The organism is bacterium (assembly GCA_023145965.1).
In the GTDB taxonomy this organism is placed as follows: domain Bacteria; phylum UBP14; class UBA6098; order UBA6098; family UBA6098; genus UBA6098.
On record JAGLDC010000024.1, the window covers coordinates 1 to 23,768 of the forward strand.

At 42.2% G+C, this 23,768-nt stretch carries 22 protein-coding genes; 10 read left to right on the forward strand and 12 right to left on the reverse strand.

Annotation, left to right across the window (positions count from 1 at the left end):
* Window positions 1-678 precede the first annotated feature (678 nt).
* Together KAH81_02780 and KAH81_02785 are read right to left on the reverse strand one after the other, a co-directional pair.
* The gene (locus KAH81_02780; GenBank protein ID MCK5832572.1) at window positions 679-1,311 is read right to left on the reverse strand and encodes a phosphatase PAP2 family protein; all 633 of its coding nucleotides are present in this window, start codon (window positions 1,309-1,311) and stop codon (window positions 679-681) included.
* Between the two features lie 87 nt (window positions 1,312-1,398).
* Window positions 1,399-4,068: an insulinase family protein gene (locus KAH81_02785; protein ID MCK5832573.1), complete on the reverse strand. Its 2,670-nt coding sequence runs from the start codon at window positions 4,066-4,068 to the stop codon at window positions 1,399-1,401.
* Window positions 4,069-4,263: 195 nt separating this feature from the next.
* On the opposite strand from KAH81_02785, the gene KAH81_02790 reads away from it, so the two are divergent.
* From KAH81_02790 to KAH81_02810, 5 genes are read left to right on the forward strand one after another with little or no spacing between them, the layout of a single operon-like run.
* Window positions 4,264-5,607 carry a glycine--tRNA ligase gene (locus KAH81_02790; protein ID MCK5832574.1) on the forward strand — a complete coding sequence of 448 codons (1,344 nt, stop codon included), beginning with the start codon at window positions 4,264-4,266 and terminating at the stop codon, window positions 5,605-5,607.
* Window positions 5,608-5,626: 19 nt separating this feature from the next.
* Window positions 5,627-5,914, forward strand: coding sequence for a hypothetical protein (locus tag KAH81_02795; GenBank protein ID MCK5832575.1), 288 nt, complete (start codon window positions 5,627-5,629; stop codon window positions 5,912-5,914).
* Between the two features lie 40 nt (window positions 5,915-5,954).
* Complete coding sequence (locus KAH81_02800; protein ID MCK5832576.1) at window positions 5,955-7,730, forward strand: Trk family potassium uptake protein; 1,776 nt, start codon at window positions 5,955-5,957, stop codon at window positions 7,728-7,730.
* A gap of 13 nt (window positions 7,731-7,743) precedes the next feature.
* On the forward strand, window positions 7,744-8,412 hold the full coding sequence (locus KAH81_02805; GenBank protein MCK5832577.1) for a TrkA family potassium uptake protein: 669 nt from the start codon (window positions 7,744-7,746) through the stop codon (window positions 8,410-8,412).
* On the forward strand, window positions 8,409-9,815 hold the full coding sequence (locus KAH81_02810; protein MCK5832578.1) for a geranylgeranyl reductase family protein: 1,407 nt from the start codon (window positions 8,409-8,411) through the stop codon (window positions 9,813-9,815). The genes KAH81_02805 and KAH81_02810 overlap by 4 nt, the downstream gene beginning before the upstream one ends.
* Window positions 9,816-9,820: 5 nt before the next feature.
* On the opposite strand, the gene rpsT is transcribed toward KAH81_02810, so the two are convergent.
* The 6 genes from rpsT to asnS all read right to left on the reverse strand — a co-directional run bounded on the left by rpsT (window position 9,821) and on the right by asnS (window position 13,996).
* Window positions 9,821-10,096 carry a 30S ribosomal protein S20 gene (rpsT, locus tag KAH81_02815; protein MCK5832579.1) on the reverse strand — a complete coding sequence of 92 codons (276 nt, stop codon included), beginning with the start codon at window positions 10,094-10,096 and terminating at the stop codon, window positions 9,821-9,823.
* A 16-nt stretch (window positions 10,097-10,112) separates the two neighbouring features.
* Window positions 10,113-10,487, reverse strand: a complete 375-nt coding sequence (locus tag KAH81_02820) for a sporulation protein (GenBank protein MCK5832580.1) — start codon at window positions 10,485-10,487, stop codon at window positions 10,113-10,115.
* A gap of 26 nt (window positions 10,488-10,513) precedes the next feature.
* Window positions 10,514-11,221: a hypothetical protein gene (locus KAH81_02825; GenBank protein ID MCK5832581.1), complete on the reverse strand. Its 708-nt coding sequence runs from the start codon at window positions 11,219-11,221 to the stop codon at window positions 10,514-10,516.
* A gap of 70 nt (window positions 11,222-11,291) precedes the next feature.
* Window positions 11,292-11,999, reverse strand: coding sequence for a DNA repair protein RecO (recO, locus tag KAH81_02830; protein ID MCK5832582.1), 708 nt, complete (start codon window positions 11,997-11,999; stop codon window positions 11,292-11,294).
* Window positions 12,000-12,019: 20 nt separating this feature from the next.
* Window positions 12,020-12,682 (reverse strand): hypothetical protein, encoded by a 663-nt coding sequence (locus KAH81_02835; GenBank protein MCK5832583.1) that lies wholly within the window; start codon window positions 12,680-12,682, stop codon window positions 12,020-12,022.
* A gap of 12 nt (window positions 12,683-12,694) precedes the next feature.
* Window positions 12,695-13,996 carry an asparagine--tRNA ligase gene (gene asnS, locus KAH81_02840; protein ID MCK5832584.1) on the reverse strand — a complete coding sequence of 434 codons (1,302 nt, stop codon included), beginning with the start codon at window positions 13,994-13,996 and terminating at the stop codon, window positions 12,695-12,697.
* A gap of 361 nt (window positions 13,997-14,357) precedes the next feature.
* Here asnS and KAH81_02845 point away from each other — a divergent pair, with 361 nt between their 5' ends.
* The gene (locus tag KAH81_02845) at window positions 14,358-15,353 is read left to right on the forward strand and encodes an outer membrane beta-barrel protein (GenBank protein ID MCK5832585.1); all 996 of its coding nucleotides are present in this window, start codon (window positions 14,358-14,360) and stop codon (window positions 15,351-15,353) included.
* A 74-nt stretch (window positions 15,354-15,427) separates the two neighbouring features.
* Here the strand turns inward: KAH81_02845 and KAH81_02850 are convergent, their stop codons facing one another.
* From KAH81_02850 to KAH81_02865, 4 genes are all read right to left on the reverse strand, one after another.
* The gene (locus tag KAH81_02850) at window positions 15,428-16,738 is read right to left on the reverse strand and encodes a TldD/PmbA family protein (GenBank protein MCK5832586.1); all 1,311 of its coding nucleotides are present in this window, start codon (window positions 16,736-16,738) and stop codon (window positions 15,428-15,430) included.
* Window positions 16,739-16,762: 24 nt separating this feature from the next.
* Window positions 16,763-17,779: a serine hydrolase gene (locus tag KAH81_02855; GenBank protein MCK5832587.1), complete on the reverse strand. Its 1,017-nt coding sequence runs from the start codon at window positions 17,777-17,779 to the stop codon at window positions 16,763-16,765.
* 92 nt (window positions 17,780-17,871) lie between these two features.
* Window positions 17,872-19,167 carry a TldD/PmbA family protein gene (locus tag KAH81_02860; protein ID MCK5832588.1) on the reverse strand — a complete coding sequence of 432 codons (1,296 nt, stop codon included), beginning with the start codon at window positions 19,165-19,167 and terminating at the stop codon, window positions 17,872-17,874.
* On the reverse strand, window positions 19,164-20,612 hold the full coding sequence (locus KAH81_02865; GenBank protein MCK5832589.1) for a TldD/PmbA family protein: 1,449 nt from the start codon (window positions 20,610-20,612) through the stop codon (window positions 19,164-19,166). Before KAH81_02865 ends, KAH81_02860 begins: the two co-directional genes overlap by 4 nt.
* 373 nt (window positions 20,613-20,985) lie before the next feature.
* Here KAH81_02865 and KAH81_02870 point away from each other — a divergent pair, with 373 nt between their 5' ends.
* The 4 genes from KAH81_02870 to KAH81_02885 form a co-directional block, all read left to right on the forward strand.
* Window positions 20,986-21,885, forward strand: a complete 900-nt coding sequence (locus tag KAH81_02870) for a hypothetical protein (GenBank protein ID MCK5832590.1) — start codon at window positions 20,986-20,988, stop codon at window positions 21,883-21,885.
* Window positions 21,886-21,959: 74 nt separating this feature from the next.
* Window positions 21,960-22,277 (forward strand): LapA family protein, encoded by a 318-nt coding sequence (locus KAH81_02875; GenBank protein MCK5832591.1) that lies wholly within the window; start codon window positions 21,960-21,962, stop codon window positions 22,275-22,277.
* Window positions 22,274-23,401, forward strand: coding sequence for a tetratricopeptide repeat protein (locus KAH81_02880; GenBank protein MCK5832592.1), 1,128 nt, complete (start codon window positions 22,274-22,276; stop codon window positions 23,399-23,401). The genes KAH81_02875 and KAH81_02880 overlap by 4 nt, the downstream gene beginning before the upstream one ends.
* Window positions 23,398-23,768: hypothetical protein (locus KAH81_02885; GenBank protein ID MCK5832593.1), on the forward strand; the 371-nt coding region annotated here is incomplete at its 3' end. The genes KAH81_02880 and KAH81_02885, both read left to right, overlap by 4 nt.

Genomic DNA, 23,768 nt, shown 5'->3' on the forward strand with positions numbered 1-23,768 from the left:
TTCATTATCGCGCGACACCGTATAATGAGCTAGGCGAGCCGGGGATTTCCAGCGAGTATACTGTGGAAGTCACGTAAAATGTATAATGTATAATGTATAATGAGTTTACACTATGCGTAGGGGCAATTCATGAATTGCCCCTACGATGGAGGAAGCCGGGCAATGCCCGACTTCCTCGTCGCATAGCTCCAGCTATGCGACGGGATTGCACGCGAAGCTTTTGCTTCGATTTGAAAAAGAAGCGGAGCTTCTAAGACAGAGGCGTTACACAGCTGGAGCTGTGTAACGAGAAAAAGTAATGTAGAATGGGTTTACATTAAGGCGGCTTGGAGGTCGCCCGTTTTTTTGTCAAGTAGCAATAAGCACTGATTTGTAGGGGCGACCCCATGTGGTCGCCCGGGCAATGCCCGGAGATGACTCGCTACGGGCATGGGGATTTTACTGAGTTAGGTGAATTTGCGCGGCCCTCCGCGAGGCTGTTTCTCCGCAACAGCCAGATTAAAGGGAATATAATAATTTGTAGGGGCGACCCATGTGGTCACCCTTTTTCATTGCGGAAGCTGCAGGCGGCTTGCCCGAATAAACACATCACCCTTCTAAGGAGGGACTATGTTGATTTTTCTGCACAACAACTTTAGATGGATTTCTTCGCGCTGCGCACCGCTTCGGTTTTTTCATCTATTTTATAGGATTATCCTTAAACAAGCCAGTTTTGTAAACAATCGCATAAGCCAAAGCCGCTACAGCCACGCCCGAGGGGAAATCGGCGAACCAATGCTGTTTCACGAACATAGTGGATAAGGCGATAGTAAATGCCACAAAAAGCCCGATGCAGCCTAAGGTCTTGTTGTGCCGCAATGTCATAAAAGCCGCAGTGAAGCTGTATGTCACATGCTGGCTCGGGAAGCAGTTGTAAGGATTATCGCGATTATATATTCCTTGAAGAAGCCTGGAAGATAGGTCGTTATTAATTATTTCCGGGCGTATCATCTGTGTTCGCCAAAAAAAATAGAACGCCGATGTAACAAGCATGCTTATAAGATAGACAAACATCCCTTTTTTAAGTTCTTGCTTGTCTTTAATAATAAATATTGGAAATGCGATTATGCAGTAGTAGAAATAATAAGGCCACACCCAGTGGCGGTTAAAAGCAATTAATTCATCGATTCTACAGGAGAGAATAGCGCCTGTTTTACCGGCATTGTAGTCGTTAATGGCTATATAGAGAAAAGCCGAAAAACCGTAAATGCCAGCTATTATCAGAGTCTTGATAACCCATAAAGGAATTTTATCTGTTTTAATCTTTTCCATATTCAACCAAAATATAATTTTTTGATCATTAATCAACAAAAAACCTCAGAGCAAGTTAGTTCTGAGGTTTTTTTACGAAATATTAGACTATTTTATCGAATTTGCAAAATCTTCCGGTGCTAAAATGGCTATAATCGGGTTATTAAGATATTTATTGGCGAAAGCCACTATATCATCCTTCGTAACCTTATCGATGTTATCGAGATATTTATAATCATATTCGTATCCGAGACCGTAGAGTTCATCCAGAGCGGCAGAAAAAACATGATTTTTCTGTTTTTGTCGTCCACGATAGAATCCCTCGTGTATCGAAGCTGCTGCCTGCTCAATCTCCCGATCACCGAAATCGCCCTTCTTTATACGCTCGATTTCGCGGAGAATAACAGCTTTGACTGTGTCGAAATTTTCGGGGCTGGTCTGTGTCATCACATAAAAAGTCCCGCCTTCTGGGCCGAGGAAATTGCTTCCCCAAACCAAATAAACAAGGTCGCGAACTCCACGCAATTCGTCATGAAGACGCCCTTTCATACCCGATAGAAAGCCCTGCATTTTCGCAAGAGCATATCTGTCCTCTTCATAAATATTCGGTGCAGGGAAACCCAGCATAAGTGTAACCTGACCACGAGTTGTCTTTTTTATATGAGTTTCGGGTTTATCCCTCATTTGAGGTGGAGCGTGCTTTTTAAATGCGACCGGTTTAGTATCGTATTTACCGAAATATTTCTCCAGAGTGAAAATAATTTCATCGACAGGCATGGGTCCCGATATGCCAATAACACAGTTCCCCGGTTGGATATAAGAGTTGTAAAAACCAATAATGTCGTTGCGAGTGATGGAAGCTACGGTCTCAGGTGTGCCCGAAGGATTATTGGCATAGGGATGATTCCCGAAATATACTTTGCGGTAAAAATAAAGGGCTTCTCTAGACCAGTTATTTGCATCGGCTTGAATCGAAACCAATTTCTTCTCTTTAAGTCTTTCAAGCGATTCCTTTGGAAAAACCGGCTCGAAGGCGATTTTTCCAAGTAATTCAATGCCTGCATCGAGGTCCATAGGCAGGAATGTGCCATCCAGAGAAAGGGAATTATTTCCGCCTCCGGTTTCGACATCATACCCATTCCACTCAATATATTCGCTAAGTTTATCGCGCGATGGGTAACCCTTTACGCCCTCCATGAGATAATCTGCAAGAAGATTGGACACGCCGGTCTTGCCTTCAGGTTCGTAGCGCAAACCCGCATTGAAGAAAATATTGACATCGAAATGAGGCACACTGTTGTTCTCAGCAGCCACAATAACAAGACCATTATCAAGAACATGCTTAGTAAACTCTATTTTGCCTTCACTCTTAACAGCAAACTCTTCAATATTTTCCTCGGTTGGAGGTTTGACAATAACGACGTTCATTGTCTGGGGGAGAAGGTATTTTTTTGCTGCTCTTTTGATGTCCTGCAATTGAACATCCATGTATTTCGGCACAAGGAAATCGAGAGCGGTCGGGCGATTATAATAGAGGCAGCTATAAAGCATCGAGCTAGTTTGGTCCTCGACAGTCTCGTTTTCGAACATCAGGTTCTTTACAAGAAGCTTCTTCTCGCGTTCGAGTTCACGTTTTTCAACTCCTTTATCGCAAACTGCCCTGATCTCTTCATCGATTATCTTTAAAATCGAATCGCGTTGCTTATAATCGAAATCACCGATCCCAATTGTGAACATCGGTGGTTGAGTTGTTGGATTATAATGACTTGCATATATCGAATTGCAGAGTTTCTCCTCGATAACGAGGCGTTTGTATAGCCGGCTTGTTCTTCCTTCAGCGAGTATGTCCGTAAGGATGTCTAGGGCATAACCGTCGTTGTCACCACGTTCGGCTCCACGCCACATGACGCGCATATTAGACGTCTTAACGGAAGCAGTAACTTCAGCATAACGGGCTGTGAGTTGAGCCGGTTCTGGTGGTACTGCTGTAAGAAGATGCGTTTTGCGCTCCCAATCACCGAAGAAGCTATCGACATAAGCTTGTGCCTCTTCGAGGGTAGCATCTCCGGCTATAGTAAGAATCGAATTATCCGGGGAATAAAACGAATTATAATATTCGATAAGGTCATCGCGCGAAATCCGCAGAAAATTCTCTATGTATCCGATTATTGGATAGCGAACAGAATGCACCTGAAAGGCTGTTTTATAGAGAAGGTCTGACATCACTCGACTTGGTTCTTCGAGGCCTTTATATATTTCTTGTGTGATAACACCTTTCTCCCTCACGAGCTCTTTTTCGTCAAATGCACATTTTGATACCCAGTCGGATAAGGCATGAAGCTGACCCGGAAATTCCTTACTTGGACCAGTAATATAGTAACAAGTTATACTGCGAGTGGTGTAAGCATTTGAAGTAGCTCCTATACTAGCTAAATAATCATTATAATCTTTTTCGGTCATCCTGGATGTTGTCCCACCTGAAACGACGTGTTCTAGGTTGTGGCTTATTCCCGCTCCCAAGAATTTTCCTTCGTATTGACTGCCTGTTTTTACTCCCACTCTCATACTTATTACTGGAGTAAGATGATTTTCCCAGAACATAACCTTTAGACCATTGTCGAGTGTCCACATGCGAACAGGTGGATACTTGATCATGTCACTTGCAGAAAGGTCTCTAAAAAGCTGTGGCTCTTGCGAAAAAGTAAAGAACTCAGTGCCTTGCGCAATCGAAAGAGCAAAGCAAAGCACTATTACCACTGCAGGTATTATTCTTTTCATTTTTCTCCTTTTAAAATAAATATTAATCGAAGATACAAAACAAAGCATCATTTTCAACTTTGATAATGAGAATAGCAGAACACATACCACAATGACCACTTGGTCATTATTTATTGAGGCAAATTAGGTTTGATTTTATCACTCGATGGCATATATTTATACATTAATGTGAACAGAATAACTTATGGAGCGTCAATGGCAAAAAAGAATACTGTTAGAATGAATGATATTGTAGCACTTTGCAAGAGGCGAGGTTATATATTTCAATCCAGCGAGGTCTATGGTGGTGTTGCAAGCACATATGACTATGGCCCACTGGGTGTCGAGTTGAAACGGAATCTGAAAGAACTATGGTGGAAATCTATGGTTCAATTTCGTTCTGACGTCGAGGGTATCGATGCAGCGATTATAATGCATCCGAAGGTTTGGGTTGCAAGCGGACATGTTGACGAATTCGTTGATCCTCTCATAGAATGCAAGGAATGCCATCGCCGTTTCAAGGCGGATGACCTGCCATCTGACAAACAATGCCCTGTTTGCGGGTCTAAGAATAGCTTCACTGAAGAAAAGCTATTCCATCTAATGTTTCAAACACATATGGGACCGGTAATTTCGGAAGAAAATATTACATATCTCCGCCCCGAGACAGCTCAGGGGATATATGTTAATTTCGAGAATGTCAGAACACCGGCACGGCAGAAAGTGCCATTTGGTATAGCTCAGATCGGTAAAGCCTTCCGAAATGAGATCACTCCTGGAAATTTCACCTTCCGCACAAGAGAATTCGAGCAAATGGAAATGCAATATTTTGTGCATCCCAGTGAGGCGGATAAGTGGTTCGAATATTGGAAAGAACAGAGGCGCCAGTGGTACACCGAGCTTGCATTCTCTATGGAAAACCTTCATTTCCACGAACACGAGAAATTGGCTCATTATGCTCTTGCCGCAGTTGATATAGAATACGATTTCCCGTTTGGACTCAGCGAACTCGAGGGGATTCATAATCGAGGTAATTTCGACTTAACTAGACATCAAGAGCACTCTGGTAAGAGTTTCGAGTATTTCGACCAGAAGCGCGATGAAAAATTTATTCCTTTTGTAATTGAAACCTCGGGTGGTGTGGATAGGTGCCTGCTTGCATTATTGATAGACGCTTATGAGGAAGAACCAGAAAAGGCAGATTCAAATAAAAAACGCGTTGTGCTTAAACTTCACCCAAAATTGTCTCCCATAAAAGTTGGAGTTTTCCCGCTGGTTAATAGGGATGGAATGCCCGATATGGCAAGAAAGATCGAGACGGAGTTGCGCCATCGGTTTATGGTGTTCTATGATGATGGTGGTTCTATCGGAAGGCGTTACCGCAGGCAGGACGAAGCGGGAACCCCATTCTGTATTACTGTTGATGGACAGACTGCCGATGACGAAACTGTTACCATCCGTGAAAGAGACACCATGCTTCAGATACGCATCAAAATCGACAAAATACCAGAGATGTTGGATAAATATACCGCTGACTGGCAACGCAATAAGGGAATATAATCTAATTAGAGGAGGAAATTTGTTATCCTGGGCTTTTTTCATTATCGTGCTTGATTTCATTATGCTTTTTCAACTTATGCAATGCCAATGTCTTTCGACATCGACGATAATTGTCCTTGTAGGTTTGGCAGTAGCTGGAATAGCGATAATAATTAGAACTTTAGTGAAAATGAAACAAGGCACACGTGAAAAACTTGGACAGGAACTCCATAAACTTAGAAACGATAATAAAGAGCTACTCGAACGAATCGCCGATATTCGGGAAAAAGAAATAATGAAGCGTTCCGATGGAGAAGACCTCATATAAAAAAAGCAAGGGAATTTGATATTAGAGCCTGGTGGGCAAATTGAGTATTATATCGCGCAAAAAGGAGATAGAAAAAGGCCTGAATATCTTCATGATGTTCATTGCTCTTTTGGCGATATTGTCGCTAATAGGTAAAGGCGGGTTTGCCGAAAAATGGAGACCTTTTTTCGGCGGCGTAGATGTCTTTATTATTGTGTGTTTTGTTGGGAATTCGATTTTAAAGCTGATTATATCTCACAATTGGTGGAGATACATTAAAGAGCATCCATTTCAATATATACTCATTGCACTTTTTATCTCTCAGGTGCTGATTGTTCAACTTATTCTCACCGATGCCGGCTATCGATACATATTAAATCAACTCTCTTTGGTCAGCTTGACGAAAATTTACATTGTATTAATGCAATTTTATATTCTCTTAGAGCTACTCGCAGAGATTGGACGACTCAATGCCAGAATGGCAAGTCTTCCTCTTCCGCCAGCAACTATCTTTGTTGCTAGTTTCATCATTTTAATATTGGGAGGAGCATTTTTATTACTTCTTCCGGGAGCCACTAAAGGTAAAAGTATAAAAATTATCGACGCAATTTTTACCTCGACATCGGCTACCTGCGTAACAGGTCTCATTGTAGTTCCAACTGGCGGTTTTTTTACTCGTTTTGGGCAGACTATAATTCTTGTCCTTATTCAATTCGGCGGTTTAGGATTGATGACATTCGCTACTTTTTTCGCGCTAGTTTTCCGCAGCGAGTTCGGACTCAGAGAACGCATGCTTCTTGGGGATGTGCTTAATGTTCAAGTTTTCGGAAGGATTAAATCGTTATTAGGAGCAATAGTTGGTATTACTGTTGGAACGGAAGCCATTGGAACTGTATTGCTTTATATTTTTTCTGGTCAATATCAAGATGCTATTCACTCGCGCTTTTTCTGGTCTTTATTCCATTCCGTAAGTGCGTTTTGTAACGCAGGTTTTTCAATTTGGGATAATAACATTATTCTATTTACTAGCGACTGGAAAATGACACTGGTCTTTGCTACACTGATTATCCTTGGAGGTCTTGGTTTCGTTGTTTTAGCCGATATTGGACGATACATTTTTAGCTCGTTTAAGTCTAAAAAAAGAAGAGTGCCTCATTTCCGTCTTCAAACTAAGATTGTTATTACAACCACTTTTATCCTTATTGGTCTAGGAATGATATTCCTGATGCTTGGGGATAAAAATAACCTTATGCGACAACATAGTTTTGGCGTCAATTTATTGACAGCTTTTTTTCAATCGGTAACGGCCAGAACAGCGGGATTTAATACAATTGCAATAGGGTCTTTGGCTCCAGGGGCGTTGTTTATTATTATTGTGCTTATGTTCATCGGGGCTTCCCCCGGCTCTACTGGAGGAGGAATTAAGACTACTACTATTGCTGTTGTTTTTGGAGCTATTAAAAGCAAATTAATGGGCAACGATAAAACTAATCTATTCCATCGCTCTCTATCTTCTGAGATAATAACAGTTGCTGCAATGATAATAGTTCTTTCGGGATTAGTCATTGTTTTAGGGACGTTTCTTGTAAGTGCTTTTGAATTTAGTCGCCATCCTGAATGGCGTTTCATAGATGTCTTTTTTGAAGTCGTTAGTGCTTTCGGGACAGTCGGCCTTTCTACCGGACTAACATTCGACCTCAGTACCTCGAGCAAAATAGTTCTGATATGCACTATGCTTTTAGGAAGAGTTGGCCCGCTAACATTCCTGTTTTCGGTGTCGAGACATATAAATGTTAAACGCATGGATCACATCGAAGAAAATATAATGATAGGTTAGGAAACGAGCGATTATGAAAAAAATAATAATTATTGGTGCAGGTCGTTTCGGATATGCTACGGCAAATCGTCTTTCCGAACTTGGCTCTAAAGTTACGGTAATAGATACAGATGAAAAAAGATTATTTTTATTAAGAAGCCTCGTGGCTGAGACTTTCATACTTGATGCTATCGACCGTGAGGCAATAGGAGCTAAGTTAACTGAACAAAACTACGACGCAGGTGTTGTGGGTATCGGAGATGATTTTTCAACTGCACTTTTAGTTAGTCTATATATGAAACAGTATGGTGTGCCGCTTATTGTTGCGCGAGCATCGAATCCAAAACAGGCAAGGATATTTAAAAAGATTGGGGTGAATATGGTTGTTACCCCCGAGGACGAAATGGGGCACCATCTTGCCGAAAAATTGATACTTGCCGATTCTGAACAGATAGACCTTTCAGTTAATTCCTCCATTATTAGAGTTTTAGCACCAGAATCTTTTATAGATAAATCAATTCAGGAACTCGAAATTACAGATAAGGGATTTTACCTTGTTTTCATCGCTAGACGCTACACCAAACAAGGCTTCGTAAAAATGGCATTCCCCGACGAAACTGACTTCAAGATAGCGAGAAACGATTATCTTGTTTTTGCCGGAGATACACGAAGGATAACTGCGTTCGTGGAGTCAGCGCTTTGATCTCGGTTTTTAACGAAAGGTGTTGTGGTTGCGGAGGATGTTGTTGTGCATGTCCGATCGATGCAATATTTATTCAAAATAGCAAAATTCGTATAAAAAGCAATTGCACCGAATGCGGGAAATGTATCCCTTTCTGTCCACATGGAGCGCTTTATCTGGAGCAAAAAAGCACATCTTGGCCAGCGATACGACCCCCTGAGAACCAATACGATGTGATAGTTATTGGGGGAGGGCCAGCTGGTTCGACTGCCGCAAGGGTTGCGGCGGAAAAAGGCGCTAAGGTTCTTCTTATTGAAAAAAAACCTGTTGTAGGTGCTCCCCAACTCTGCGCGGAGGGCATCAGTCACACCGGGCTTACAGATGTAATGCCGATTATCCGAGAAAGATGGATTGCTGCGCCGATTATCGGCGCGATCCTCGTTTCACCTTCCGGATTGAAAACTACTGTTAGGCATCCAAAAGCCGGTTATATTCTTGAAAGAAGGGTTTTCGATAGAGATTTATTCGCCATGGCCGGAGAAAAAGGCGTCAAGGTTCTAGTGTCGGCGACAGCGAGGGAATTTGTGTGGGAACACGATTGTATAGTCGGGTTGAATATCGACTGGAGGGGTGAATCGCTTACCATCAAAAGCAAGATATTCATTTGTGCCGATGGGGTAGAGGCCACTATGGCAAAATCGCTATTTCCCCGTGAATATTTAGCTCCCGACCAGATGCATGTTGCGGCACAAGTTGTAATGACTGGAATAAATCTTCAAGAAGGATTCCCTGAATTCCATGTGGGAAAAGAACTCGCTCCAGGGGGCTATGCCTGGGTATTTCCAAAGGGCGAGGACATCGCTAATGTAGGAATAGGAATAAATCCCTCTGTTTATTTGGAGACAAAAGCTACAGCATGGAGCCTGCTTAAGAAATTTATCGATACTCGATTTGGAAACGATGGAGAGATTATTGAAATAGCCAGTGGTAATGTTCCAACCGCGAAACGCCTCGAAAAAATCGCCTATAGGAATGTGCTATTCGCTGGGGATGCAGGAAGACTATCTGATCCAATATCGGGAGGTGGTTTAGCTAATGCGCTTCTTTCCGGTAAGCTTGCCGGTGATATAGCAGCGGTTTCAATAAATGGCAAATCACCCGAGGAGACCGAGAAAATACTGGCTGTATACGCTTCCTCGTGGGATAGGGCTAAAGGCAAACAAATGTCCTTCTATTGGAAGGCCAAGAATATTTTTGCCAGCTTGGAAAACAGCGATATAGAAAGCATCTGCAAAATCATCGATGACCGTTTTGGCAGGAATTCCTTCGATGGTATTGATATACCCGGCACCATTAAAGCGATTATTTCTGAGCGAAAGCTCTTGTGGCGATTCGCCAAAAGTTTGCTGCCCTCAAAAAAATAGATGCTTTATTTAGCGGAGGCTTTTATCTTGTTCGCCCTAACGGCAATTCTCGACTTCAACCTTGCACAAGTCTTATGATGGATAATCCCCTTTTTAGAGGCTTTATCTAAAACACTATATGCGTGTGGCAACGCCTCAAGCGCTGTTTCTTTATTTTGCGCAGTGCGAACCTGACGCATCATATCGCGAACATAACCTTTCATGACACGGTTATGTGCACGCTTTTTTTTATCCTGTCTAACGCGTTTTTCAGCGGACTTATCGACTTGTGTATTGGGCACTTATTCTCCTCCTGAACTATTCTTTGTTTTTCTTCTGTTTTGCGGCCATTGCCTTTTCTGCCATCTCTCCGATCTTCTCGACCGTTAAAGGAATGGTTTTGGCGAAGTTGCCTATTTTATCCGGTTTAACCGGAAGTAAATTGACTTCCTTGTCGTTTATAACGAGAAAAGCAATAGGCTCGACAGTGAAACCTCCACCACCACCGCCACCGATATTATTATTTTTTTCGTTTTTTGCTTCGGAACCACCAGCACCGAAACCCACGCTAACCTTACAAATTGGAACAACTGTCTTACCGCCCAATTCGATTGGATCGCCAATTATGGTTTTCGCTTTTGCGACCGTTTCGACATTTTGTAAAATTACCTTTAAAACCTCTTCAGCGAACATAATACCTCCCCGCTGTGAATTTAATCCTAAACCTCAAGGGGCTGTGCCTCTCGAGATTTTTTAAGCTTCTTATATTCGCGATACATTTTGAAAAGCTCAATCTTGGGTAAGCGCCAGACCAAACACCCAAATGGCACGAATATCATATTGAATATATTGTTTCTGGCTCTAATATGCAAACTAAAATCACATTTAGCTTGTGGATAAAAATCGTAAGTAATATCCAAGCTATCGAAAAAAGCAAAAGAAGATTTCAAGGCTGAAACCCACCCGAATATCATTCCAGTCAATGCAGGATCGTCATTACCAAAACCAATCCTGGTCGAAAGGATTTTTACGCGGAAGCTTGCAATCACCTTAAAAGTGAACCTAAAAACGCTTTTAACAACTTTGATAAGTATTGCTTTATGCGAATACCAAAAACTTAGACCCACATTTCTTGAAGCCTTATTTTTTGTATGTTTATCCTCGGCTTTGGTTTCATTTGTTTTTTGTTTTTTCGAGGGAGTTTTATCTTTATTAGAAAATTTATGAAACAGGAAACCTGTTCTTTTTCTGTTTGGTGAAAACTCCATCCAATACCCAATATACTTGATCTTAGCGTGATATCTAGTATCGGTTACCCTTAAATCTACGGTTACCGGTGCAAATATCATTGTTAAAAACAAAAGGAGTATGATACCGATGAGGGTCAATAATATGTAAAGAACGAATATCATCCTTTTATAGGACAAGCGAATATTCTATGAATTCTCTTCGCTTTGTCAAGAAATAAAATTTTGAGCTTGGCTCAAGTATCATGATTTAACCCCTATGGAATTCCTCATGATGTTTAATTATAGCCTCTATCTTGTTAATTTTGTTCTCTGGAATGGAGAAATAAATTTGCTTATCTGGAGAAAAAAGAAATTGGAGTAACTCAATATCAGCATAGTCAAGTGCTATACCTATGGAAGCACATTTCGAGCAAACAATTCCCCCGTGAATAGCTGAGAAAAGCGAGCCCTTTTCAGAAAGATCACCTCCGCAAATAGAGCATGATTGAACTATGGGTGAGTAGCCTCCAGCATCGATCAATCCACAACGAAAGCTAAGAATTTCAGATGAAATATTCTCGATATCGCAGTCACTCAATCCTATGAGCGAATTTATAAGAACCCTCCATATTGAATCCGATGATTCTCCCTCGAAAACAGCCTTATCTATTGCAGTAAGAATTGAAACTGCCGCCTGAATCCTGTCGTAGTCTTTTTTGATAACATAGTAATCATCAAGTATCTCGGCGGATGATAAAACCTGCATCTGACGAGTTGTTTTACTATAAATAGTCGCTTCGATCCGATTAAGTGGCTCTAGTGCGGAGGCCAATCCCTTTTTGGATTTAGCGGCTCGCGCGCCTTTGGCAATGACGCTCAGCTTTCCCTGCTCCTTAGTGAACAAAGTTGCAATTAGACTCGAATCTCCGAATTTTATTCTTCGAAGGACAATCGAGTCTAAGCAGTATATTTCCATCAGTTTAGTTGAATAGTCAATTAATTAGGAACTTCGGCTTTCTCGGATTTTTTCTCCTGAGCACGAGCCCTCTCTACTTGCTGCATGATAATAGTTTGGATCTCGGTGAATCTCGATTCTACAAGCTTTATCTCCTCTTCAGAAAGCCCAGCAGGAATCTCGGAATTGAAACTCTTGGCTGCCTCGAGTTCTGATATCGCCTGAACAAGCTGAGGTTTAAGTTCTGCAGGTGTCTCAGGATCATCGACACGAACCTTTATTTCCGCAATTTTAGCATCTATCTGCTCAGAGGAAATCCCTTCGGACCGCTTTTTTTGCATTAAATAATATGTAGAGAAAAGAACCTTCTGGTAAACGGCGTTAAAAGTATTAAGGTCGATCCCAATAGCTGCTAGCTCCGATTCAAGCTCCTCGACAGCCTTAGCTCCTTGAGCACTGAGCACCGGATTGTCATCGCGATATTTTTCGAGAGCATCTTTTTTCGAGGTCATTTTCTCGAAAACGATGGGATATATTTTCAGAAAAGTATCGATCTCTGAATTTGTGAGGGTTGGTATCTCTATCGTAGCTTTTTCCTTTGGGGTTTCAATCTCATTGATGACCTGCTCATCCTTTTTAGCGCAACCCGAAAGTAGAATCGTAAGTATTAAAGCCATAGCTACTAAGGTTTTAGTCAAATTCATTTTCTCTCCAATTTATGGGTTCAATCGATATATCATTCTAGGAAAAGGTATAGCCTCACGAATATGGTTTATCCCGCAAATCCAAGCGACAGTGCGCTCTAAACCGAGGCCAAAGCCCGAATGTGGAACCGAGCCATAGCGTCTAAGATCGAGATACCAGCTGTATGCCTCCTCTGGGAGGCCCTCCTCGCGTATTCTTCCAACCAACGCATCGATGTTCTCTTCTCGCTGGCTTGCTCCGATAATCTCGCCATAACCTTCAGGTGCAATAAGATCCGAGCATTTCACCAAATCGGGGTTATCTGGGTGTTGTTTCATATAGAAGGCTTTAATTTTCTTTGGATAATCATAGATAAACACAGGCGTGCCAAAAGAATCGGATATTATCGTCTCAGCAGCGCCCCCGATATCCTCGCCCCAGACAATTTGCTCGCCCTTGCTATTTAATAGCTCGATAGCATCGTCATAGGATATTCGTGCAAAAGGTTTTTCTACTCCAGCAAGAAGCTTTTCGGTGTTGCGTTCGAGGATTTCGAGCTCGTTTTTACAGACCTTAACCGTCTCTTCGATTATCGCTCGGACTAGCTCTTCTTGAAGGTCCATATTGTCGTCGTTATCGTAGAAGGCTTCCTCGACATCGACCATCCAAAATTCTGTGAGATGGCGTCGCGTCTTCGATTTTTCCGCGCGAAAAGTAGGGCCAAAATCATAGACGAGGTTATGCGCGAACATGGCAGCCTCTAAATAAAGCTGACCAGTCTGCGCAAGATAGGCATTACCGAGATCGAAATATTTAGTCTCAAAAAGCGTCTGGCCCTCCTCGCCAATGGAGCCTGTGAGAATAGGTGTGTCTATGAGAATGAATCCGTTATTATCGAGGTAGCTCCTTATAGATAAAACTAGCGCGTTACGGACTCGTATTATCGCCCACTGTTGACTGCTTCTTAGCCATAGATGCCTGTTATCGAGAAGGAACTCGGTGCCATGCTCTTTCGGTTGTATAGGATAATCCTGCGCGGTTTGTAATATATTGAGGCCGGTGACACCCATCTCGTAACCACCCACTGCTCGAGGTTCCTCTCGAATGACACCAGTAATAATTATCGAGGACTCCTGTGTTATATCTTCAAAAGCAGAAAATGTATCCTCCGGGGTCTCGCCTTTAAAAAGAACACATTGCATCATGCCCGTGCCGTCTCTAGCTACAATAAACCTAACCTTACCGTGACCGCGGTAGTTATAAACCCATCCGCGAACAGTAACCTCTTGTCCGACATGGTCTTTAGCGTTTTTTATATAGAATCTTTTTTCCATATTTTTTCTATCATTGATTGAACTTAACAACGCAGTAATATAAACGCCACTGTTCGAAAGTCAAGAATTCACTTTATCTCAAAACAATATAATAAGTCAAAGTATAACAGTGAAACATTTATATAAAAAACAGTTATAAAATTTCTAAAAGTCATCTTATACTAGGGTTGATTTATAAATTTCTATTTATGAATAATAGTTCGCAATGCTATTACATTATAATACAGTTAGTTATAATATTGACTTGAAATTATTAATTATATCGAGTTTGAGCGATGAAATTTAGCTTGCGAAAATCCTTTTTGCATATTTTATTAAATCTGAATTGAAAGAATGATTCTTAAACTAGAAAGGAAAGCAAATGAAGAGAAACATAATCCTAATACTCCTAGCAGTATTATGCTTGACTTCTTTAGCTCAAAAAAATTCAACCCTTTATTGGTTCGGCTATGTTAAAAGCGAATACGAGCATTCGTTTGCCGAGGAGAAGGATAACAGTGGTGAGTTCGATGTATTATTATCCGGCCTTGGGCTCGTTGCCGATATTAATGACTTCTCTCAAGCATATATTTTTGTTTACGGCAATTATCCGGGTGTGAATGGGGTGGATTCGACAAGCGTTGTAGTTCGAGATTATATCGGCGTTTTGGATGTTGAGGCCAGGTTTAAACCTATCGAGAACCTCCAATTAACTCTAGGGCAATTTGTTACACCATTTGCACAGGAACATTATAAGTCATCGTCCAAAATTGACTTCATAAAAAGAGGGTATGTAGTTGCTAACTCCCCATCATACAGAGACATAGGTGTATATATTAAATATAAAATTCCCATTGTTACCGCATATGCTTCACTTACGAATGGTAGCGGTATGAATACCTTCGATGGAAATAAGTATAAGAATTTCTCCGTCTGGGCTGAAGTTAAACCTATCGAGGGTCTTAAGGTTATGGGCGGGACATCTATAGGTAAAGACAATGCCTCCGACTCTCTAGCTGAGGACCAAAGGTTTTATAGTGCAGGGCTTTCATTTAGTTATGGCCATCTGGGGCTTACAAGCGAAATGTCGATAAAGGACTATCGGGATCAGACTTCAGATGCGCTTTACGCATATGGATATTATGATATTCCTATTTCGAGTGATATTCTTCATTGGATAACCCCTGGATTCAGATACGATTATCTCGATCCACCTCTGGATTTAGATAAGACCGATCGCTATACTTTCGGCTTAGCATTTCATTTCGACGAATCTAAATGGCTTAGTATGTTGCGTATCAATTATGAGATGATTGATGGTGAAAGCACAAATCCGCCGGATAACCTTATTGTCGAGCTTCAGATGAGGTTTGATTAAATAAATATTGCCTTGAAACCAAATAAAAAAAGCCCGTCTTATGGCGGGCTTTGTTAATTATCTTAAGAAAAAGGCTACACTGATTCGGTGCTCGAGCTGAATGTAAACTCTCTTGAAAGTATTGCTGGGACTTTAGCCCAATAATGCGGTTCACTGAAATACGAGCCCACTCGAACTGCTTTCCCAAGGGCAACAGCGTTAGCCAAAGCAACCATGGGAGACTCGTTGAAGCGAAGGTTTTTCACTGGCCCGGCGATCTTGCCGTTTTCTATCGCGAAAACGCCATCACGGGTCATACCTGTAAGAAGCATATCGCGAGCATCGACCTCCTCGATATACCAGAAACGCTGTATAAATAAACCATTGCCGCATTGTTCGATCAATTCCTCGACTGTCGAATCGGTGCCCCCAAGCGTAAACGGCCATTTTATCGCGTCCGGTGTATCACCTTTTTCCTTGGCCCAGAATCTAGACATGGGAAGTCGATCGAGCACGCCATTTTTCACCCAAAATGTTGGTTTCACGGGTAGTCCGTCGTCGCTGAATGGAGGAGGTGGCATTTCCGGATCGAGTTGGCCCACCGAGATATTAATTGAATCTGCGAATACTTTTTCACCGAGTTTTCCTGCGAAAGCGTTTGTGCCTTCATCAGCATCGCGGCGAGAAAGGTAATAGTTAAAGTATTCGAGCAAGTCTATCACTGCTTGCGGTGTAAGAACTACATCGTAGTCGCCGGGACCGATGTTCTTTGGGTTTTCTGAAGCTACCGCTGTGGCAAATGCTCGACGTGCCAGAGCTTCCGGCTCGATGGCGTTTATGGATTCAGCTGTTGCGTTAGCATAGCCGGAGCCAGTTTTACCGCTAACGGAACAGGAATATTCGACATGGGTAAAGCTATCTTCGGCAGAAAGGCCGTGATTATTTGCCAATACTTTTTTAACGATTCCAGTTTGATATAGCCCACCCGCGCTCATGCCCTTGGATTTCGCCATTTCCGTCACTATCGAGATATGCTCGACAATATCATTAGGGGAGAGGTCGGCAGTGTCTTGAAAGAATCTCTGTGGTGTTTCAGGATAGGCCTGAGGGTCAAGAAGAGGCATGGCTTCGGGGTCTTCCGGCGTTTGCATGGCGATATTCGTCGCCACGGAGACGAGCCTGTCCAGCGCATCGATGTCGAGGCGATTAGTGGAGGACGAACCGTGCTTTTTTCCTTGAAATACTTCGAGAGAAATATTTATTTTATCCCCTATGGAATTTTGCGTTATCGCGTTATTGCCAAATCTAAGGGATGTCGTTGTAGTTGAGATTACATCGACTTGTGCCGAAAATCCTTTTGGAATCCGACTCAAGATTTTTTTACTTAGCTTCTTTATTATTTCCATTTTACTTCTTTATAATAGTTTTAATTAATATTTTCTAACTAATCGAACTAAAATATGTTCATATGATTTATTTAGTTCAAGATCGTAACCAGTGAAAACCGCTGCTAAATCGAGTTTCGGTATCAATGTCAAGGTTTGACCGGCATAACCCTTTGCAGAATAGCAATTTAAAGTTCGAAGCTTCCCTAACCACCAACCATAACCATAATAGTTCCCTTGCGGTGCCTTAAGAACCGGAGACAGAGTCCTATTAAGCCAATCTGCACTCACTATTCTTCTATTTTTGTATAATCCACTGTTCAAGATAGTGAATCCGATTTTTAAAAGACTCCTTGGTGTTAGAGAGACCCCACTGCGAGAACCAGCCACACATGGGTATTCGAGATTATCTCGGGACCAGGTAAAACCCTCGATCATCAGTGGTTCGAGGAGGTTTTGATAGGCGAATTTATCTGCAGAAAGCCCGGTAGCACGCTTCAGGATTGCTGAAAAAAGGTGATAAGCCCCGGTATTGTACTCGAAGATCTCCCCGGGAATGTGTTCCATAGGCCTAGATAAAATGAACTCGAACCAATCCGGTGAGTTTTCCATAAGAAAATGGCTGTTTTCGTTGGATTCGTAATCTATGCCCAATTCGCGCCAAAAGAAACCTGATGTGTGTGTTAAGATATGTTTTAGCCTTATCTCGCGTTTAAGCTTATCATCGAAATGACCGTTGAATTCAGGGAAATATTCTATGAGACGGATATTCTCGCTTTCTATATATCCCTTATCAATAGCTATACCTAAAAGCAACGATGTGATGCTCTTTGTAACGGACATCATGGGATGTAAAACCAACTCATTATGACTGCTACTATAAGCTTCAGCAAAGATTTTGCCTTTGCATCCGAGAACAGCGCCGTGAATCTGCTTCGGCGATCTTATTATCTCTTCGAAGATATCACATAACACATCGGGAGCAAAGCAAGAATCCTGAGGATTACTTGTTTCGAGTCCGTCATCGAGGTTTCGTGGTTTTATTTTTTCGAGAATTTCCAAAGTATTTTTTTTAAAACGAAAAATTTTAAAAAGTATCGGAGTCGAATCCGGCTATAAAAATAGAGGATCACTCCGATACTTGTAGTTAATAATTATAGCGATTCGGTCTTAGAGCTAAAAGTAAAGCCTTCGCTCATAATAGCGGGCAGTTTCACATTACTATTGATTCTTTCCGCCCGAGACAAAGCGACGATATTATTAAGAAATACTATCGGAGACTCGTTCCAGCGCATGTTTTTAACCGGACCGACTATCTTGCCATCCTCGACGAGGAAGACCCCATCGCGGGTCATGCCGGTAAGGAGCAATTCCTTGCGATCGACATAACGGATATACCAAAGATTTTTCACGAGAAGTCCCTTTTTACAGCTCTTAACAAGGTCCTCCACGCTTTTATCTTCTCCGTCCATTACAACCGGATAGGCTGTGGCGTCCGGTTCATTCCCGGTTTTTTTAGCCCAAAAACGGTCGTATCTCAGGGCTTTTAATACGCCTTTTTCGACGATTGTATTTGGCTCGACAGGAAGCCCGTCCGCTCCGAATGAGGGTGGCGGAAGCTCTTCGTCGTCGGTTACGAGATTGATATTTACTTTATCGGAGAACATCTTTTCTCCGAGTTTTCCGGCGAAAACGGTAGTTCCCTCATCTGCGTCGCGGGCATTGAGATTATGGAAGAGGAACCAAAACATCTCAGACGTGGCTAATGGTTCGAAGATGACTGTATAATCATCGGGTTCGATATCCACGGGATTTTGGGCCATCTCGGCATTGCCTAACGCCATATTGGCCATCTTCGAAATGTCGATTTGCGCGTAAGAGCTTCGATTCATATGCCCTTTTCCGCTTCCTTTCGGGCCGTGGATTGTAGTGCTATAATCTACTACCGTGAAATCCTCTATGGAAAAAAGCCCCTTCGAGTTTGCTATAGCTTCGACTTGAGCTTCGGCTTCGAAAAGGCCGCTCGCGCGATAACCTTTGGCCTTCGCGCCATCGACTACGACTTTGACATCTTCGGCGATCTGTTCGGGAGTCAATTCGACGACATCCCGGAAAAAGCGCTTCGGCGGGTCCAGATATTCTTGCTGCTCGATAATTTCCATAAGCTCCGGGTCCTCCGGGGCGTCTTCGGACATCTTAATCGCGACATCGACGAGGTGCTTTAATGAATTATCGTCGAGTTTATTTGTGACCATGCTTCCCTTGCGCAGGCCGTTGTAAATCTCGATGCGAACATTTTCCTGTTCGCCGCCCATGTTTTGGGTAATGGCGTTTTCGCCAAAACGCGTCGCTAGCGATTTGCCCCATGAATAATAGACTTGCGCGGTATGGTTCTTCGCCAACTCAATAATCTTCGTGGTTAATTTTTTTACTTCTTCGTGGTTTCTCATAATTGCGCACCTCCTACCGCTATATTGCGGAATCTGGTAAAACTTGCACCATGAGTCATACGCATGACCTGCATCGGTTCGCCTTTGCCACAATTCATTACGCCGTGTGTGTTCCACCATTTTTTGCCGGCGATAGCGTCGCAGCTATTCCAGAACTGCGTTGTTTGGGCTTGATAAGTAACCTTCTTAAGCGGTTTAGTTTTGCGGCCGTTCTCGATCATCCAGAACATATCGCCGCCAAACTGGAAATTGTTGCGCATTTGATCGATGGAGAAGCTGCCCATTCCCTCGATATATACTCCGCGGTCGATTCCCGCGATGAGGTCATCGGGGGAGAGGTTGTCATCGGTTCCGGGCTCCATGTATAGATTTGGGATTCGATTAATCGGCGGATGGTCGAAACCGTCGGATCTGCAACAACCGTTGGACTTGTTCCATCCGATTAAGGGCGCTGTTTCGCGCGTGCATCCGAGGTTTGCAAGAACGCCGTCTTTGACCATTGGGAAACTGTATAATTCGACTCCGTCGTCATCATAGAACCAGCTTCCAAGGCCGCCTTCGAGAGTATTGTTCGCCGTGAAATTGACGATATCGCTTCCATATTTATAGTCACCGACCATTTTAGGATTAACGAAACTCCGACCGGCCATGTTGGCTTCCCATCCGAGAATGCGGTCGAGTTCGGTCGGGTGACCGACTGATTCGTGCATTGTAAGTGAGAGGTGCATCGGGTCGAGCACGAGATCCATGATGCCTTTAGGTGTATCATCTGCGTGGCACTTGAGCAAGGCCTCTTCCGCCCATTTTTTTGAATTACTTTCGAGATCGACCTTTCTGATGAACTCGAACCCCGCCTGCTTCGCGCCGCCCTGATAGCCTCGGCTCTGTGATTCGCCGGCATCGACAGCATGGCAAGAGAGCATCGGATTTGCGAAATTGTTGGTTAAATCGAGATAGCTTCCATCGGTGTTGGCGATGATTCTGTGCATTTTAATGAATTGCAGGAAACCCCAAGCCATAACGATATTGGGTTGTTCGAGCATCGTATTGGTGCAGTTGAGCAACAGCTCTGCTTTGTCTTTGTTAGGTACTGCGAAAGGGTCCTCGATACATGGGCCGATTTTCGTATCTATATGTCCCGTTTCGGGTGTCATAATAGCCGGAGGGTTTTTAGGAGCTTTCCTAGATGCTCGAGCTATAGCGACAGCACGCGCAGCCGTTTTTGCAACTTCGTCAGTGGTGAGTTTTGTGTTCGAGGCAAAACCCCATGCACCATCGACGAGAACCCGAACGCAATAACCAAAGCTTTCGGTTTCATCGATAAGTTTTAGTGATTTTCTTTCAACATAGACCCTGTTTTGTCGCTCATCGACAATTCTCATGTCGGCGAAAACCGCGCCAGCAGCCTTCGCCGCATTCAATGCGACATCGGTGAATTCTTTCATTTGGTCTCCTTTTTAAAAATTAAATTTGAATATTCATTTTTATAATATCATAAGGTATATTCAAATATGATTAAGTCAAGGATAAACTATGACCATAGGGTCATAGTTCCATTTAAAAACACCCTTTATTTATTTGCTTAATTTTATTAGCATAATATGTTCCATTTTGATCTGAGAGTATATAGCTTTTATTCTCGATTATTATTTACTAGGATAGTAAACTTTCAGGAAAAATAAAAGCTGTATTTCTTTTCGCATTTAATTCTACTTGACATTTGTGCACTTAATAATATATTTTAATTTGTTCGCACAAGTCGATAGTGTTAAGTAAATTAACCCATTTCGATTAACCCATTCCGGAAGGGATTACCGGATGATGAATTTTTATGATTTTATTCCCTACATAATACCGGGGCTGGTTATAGTAGCTGCGGCTTTAGCCTTTCTTGTTTCTCTATTAACTGGTGGTGAAGAGAAAAAGCTTGTAACAAGAATTATCTCCGGTTTGCTTGTTATTCTTATAATCGTAATTGCTGGAGTTTCATGGTATTTACTCGATCGAGTTTATGTATCCCATAAAGAGCGAATGTATTCAATGGATCAAAACCTCGGCTTAGCACGTGCGAAAGTAGATAGTCTGAAGTCCCTTTGTGATTACCATAAAGCGAAAACCCTTGATTTATCTATGGTTCTGGATGTATCTTGTGCGGAAAATAATTCTCTTGAAAAGACTATCGAAGAATTGAATAAGCATGCAGAGGATTTGGATATGGCTCGTAAATCAAAGGAAAACACTATAGCCGCACTTAAAAGGGATAAAAGCAAGCTTAAAGAAAGGGTAGTGGAGGTAGCTAAAGCTGCACAGAAAAAAGTCCAGATAGTTATTGATTCTCTGGTTGAAACTGCTAGTGTTCGCCAGGAGAATATTCAAACTAAAGAAACCGAATCAAAACTCACTTATTCCATTTCGACGACTGATTCATCTGGTAAACAGACATCTAATAACACATATTATTCTTTCTTTGCAGATCCTCCTGGCGAGCTAAAAAATGTATCGATCTACTTTAAACTCGATCAGCCATTTTTGGATATCGAAGATATATCAGACGAAGTGATCCGAAATCGCCGCTCAAAATTCTTCAGCGAGATGGGCGGAACCGGTTTTTTTTATCAAATTGCTAATTTAGCCGAGGGAGAAGCAATAATTATAAGGATTTCCGCCGAAGGGTATATATCGCCGAGACAAAATGAACCTCCGGTTCTTTATCCATAAATAATATTTCATTGACTTTCCGAATTCTAACTCATAATTTGAGTAAAATATTAGTCTCTAAGGAGCGATAAGCTATGTGGGTAGTCCAAATAGTGCTTTTGTTGTTGTTTGTAATAGTGGCGATAGTATTCGTGTCTTTGAACGGTGGCCGTAGTGTAGAAATTATTTCTCTCGGATTCCAGAGTTTCTCGAATGTGCCCCTCAATATCATAGTCGTCGAAAGCGCTTTTTTCGGCGCTCTATGGGCCTTACTTGTGTTTTTCTTCATTCAGCTTTCGAGCCGGATTAAGATAATGCGTCTTAAAAGGTTAAATAATAAACTTCGTGATGAATTGGATTCCTTAAGGATTCTACCTCTCGAAGATATTCCCATCTCTGAGGAGGAAGAATGATATCCGACAGCTTGGGTTTCATTCTATTAATATTCGTGTTCAATGCGCTTTTAGCTTTTTGGTTCCTTCAGAACAAGAAACTGGTGAGAAATCGTCACAAGGATAAATTCACCGAGGGTTTGAGGGCTATCATCACCGGGGAAAGAAAGAAAGCTATTAAGATACTACGAGAAACGGCCATAGAGGACACCGGTAACGCAGAGGCTTTTATACTTCTCGGGGATTTGGTCAGGGAGGAAATCGGCCCTCGAAAGGCTCTTCAGATTCACCATAGTGTTATGGATAGAAAAACACTAAACAATGCGGAACTGAACCGTGTGTCGAAATCCCTTGCGTTGGATTATGCCAAGTTAGGCGACCATGAGATGGCCATCGACATATTGATGCAATCCTTTAAAACTCTGAAGGATAGCTGGACAAAGGAATTCTTGCTGGAGGAATTAGATAAAGTTGGCAAATGGGACAGCGCTTTCGATCTTTTGTCTTCTACGAAGAATGCCAGCATTTTGCACAAAGGACAACTTGCTCTTTATAAGGTCATGATGGGTAACTCCATGGCCGAAAATGAGAAATACCACAATGCGCGGTTGCTTTTCAAGGATGCGATAAGGATAGACGCCGAATGCCCTTCAGCTCACATGCGTATAGGGGATGCATATTATGCAGAAGGCAAATTGGATTCTGCTATCGAGTGGTGGAGGAAGTTTTGTGAGAAGTTCCACGAGATCGCATGGACTTGTTTTGAACGACTAGAACGAGCGGCTTACGATAGCGCGGATTTTGGCAGTATGATAACCTTCTACAGCGAGCTTATCTCAACCGACCCAAAGGATTTTTACGCCAGAGAAGCTCTTTCGGATCTTTTTGTTCGAATGGGTAGGTTGGACGATTCTATATCTATACTTCAATCCCACGCCGATTTGCCTATAGAGCTTGAACTCAAATTATTAAGTTTATTGAAAAAGAGAGATAATATTGGTGGGGATATTGGAGTATTGGTTGAAAAGATAGATGCACTAGCTTCGGGAAAAAACAGCTATGTGTGCAGTGAATGTGGTTATATATCCAGCGAACCGATCTGGTATTGTTTTGATTGTGGAGCTTGGAACTCCTTTGGAATATGAAAAAATTAGGACTTATATTAATTCTTTGCGTTTCGCTTTTTGGGATTGCTGTTTCTATTAATCCTGAATCACTCGATGTTACTCTCAGTGAAATGGAATCTGATTCAACTCTAGCTATCAGAGCGCGCTTGGCCTATGCAAGAGGATTATATCATTCTACGAAAGACCTAACAGAAAGGATTTCAGAGCCGACGCAATCAGATAAACTATTACTTGGTCAGTGTTGCCATGTTCTAGCACAACCACATGCAGCGAGAGGTTATTTCTCTAGTATTACTGATTTAGAGCTTATTCCTTTAGCCCTTTTGGGGTTGGCGGAATTATATTGCGGCGATATCCCTGATATCGATAGTTGCATGAAGTATGT

Bases quoted from the DNA above. Each gene is read 5' to 3' on its own strand.
- KAH81_02880 (MCK5832592.1), top strand. From the start codon at position 22,274: ATGATATCCGACAGCTTGGGTTTCATTCTATTAATATTCGTGTTCAAT.
- KAH81_02860 (MCK5832588.1), bottom strand. From the start codon at position 19,167: ATGAGAAACCACGAAGAAGTAAAAAAATTAACCACGAAGATTATTGAG.
- KAH81_02875 (MCK5832591.1), top strand. From the start codon at position 21,960: ATGTGGGTAGTCCAAATAGTGCTTTTGTTGTTGTTTGTAATAGTGGCG.
- KAH81_02850 (MCK5832586.1), bottom strand. From the start codon at position 16,738: ATGGAAATAATAAAGAAGCTAAGTAAAAAAATCTTGAGTCGGATTCCA.
- KAH81_02790 (MCK5832574.1), top strand. From the start codon at position 4,264: ATGGCAAAAAAGAATACTGTTAGAATGAATGATATTGTAGCACTTTGC.
- KAH81_02785 (MCK5832573.1), bottom strand. From the start codon at position 4,068: ATGAAAAGAATAATACCTGCAGTGGTAATAGTGCTTTGCTTTGCTCTT.
- KAH81_02870 (MCK5832590.1), top strand. From the start codon at position 20,986: ATGATGAATTTTTATGATTTTATTCCCTACATAATACCGGGGCTGGTT.
- KAH81_02820 (MCK5832580.1), bottom strand. From the start codon at position 10,487: ATGTTCGCTGAAGAGGTTTTAAAGGTAATTTTACAAAATGTCGAAACG.
- KAH81_02865 (MCK5832589.1), bottom strand. From the start codon at position 20,612: ATGAAAGAATTCACCGATGTCGCATTGAATGCGGCGAAGGCTGCTGGC.
- KAH81_02805 (MCK5832577.1), top strand. From the start codon at position 7,744: ATGAAAAAAATAATAATTATTGGTGCAGGTCGTTTCGGATATGCTACG.
- KAH81_02835 (MCK5832583.1), bottom strand. From the start codon at position 12,682: ATGAATTTGACTAAAACCTTAGTAGCTATGGCTTTAATACTTACGATT.
- KAH81_02845 (MCK5832585.1), top strand. From the start codon at position 14,358: ATGAAGAGAAACATAATCCTAATACTCCTAGCAGTATTATGCTTGACT.
- KAH81_02780 (MCK5832572.1), bottom strand. From the start codon at position 1,311: ATGGAAAAGATTAAAACAGATAAAATTCCTTTATGGGTTATCAAGACT.
- recO (MCK5832582.1), bottom strand. From the start codon at position 11,999: ATGGAAATATACTGCTTAGACTCGATTGTCCTTCGAAGAATAAAATTC.
- asnS (MCK5832584.1), bottom strand. From the start codon at position 13,996: ATGGAAAAAAGATTCTATATAAAAAACGCTAAAGACCATGTCGGACAA.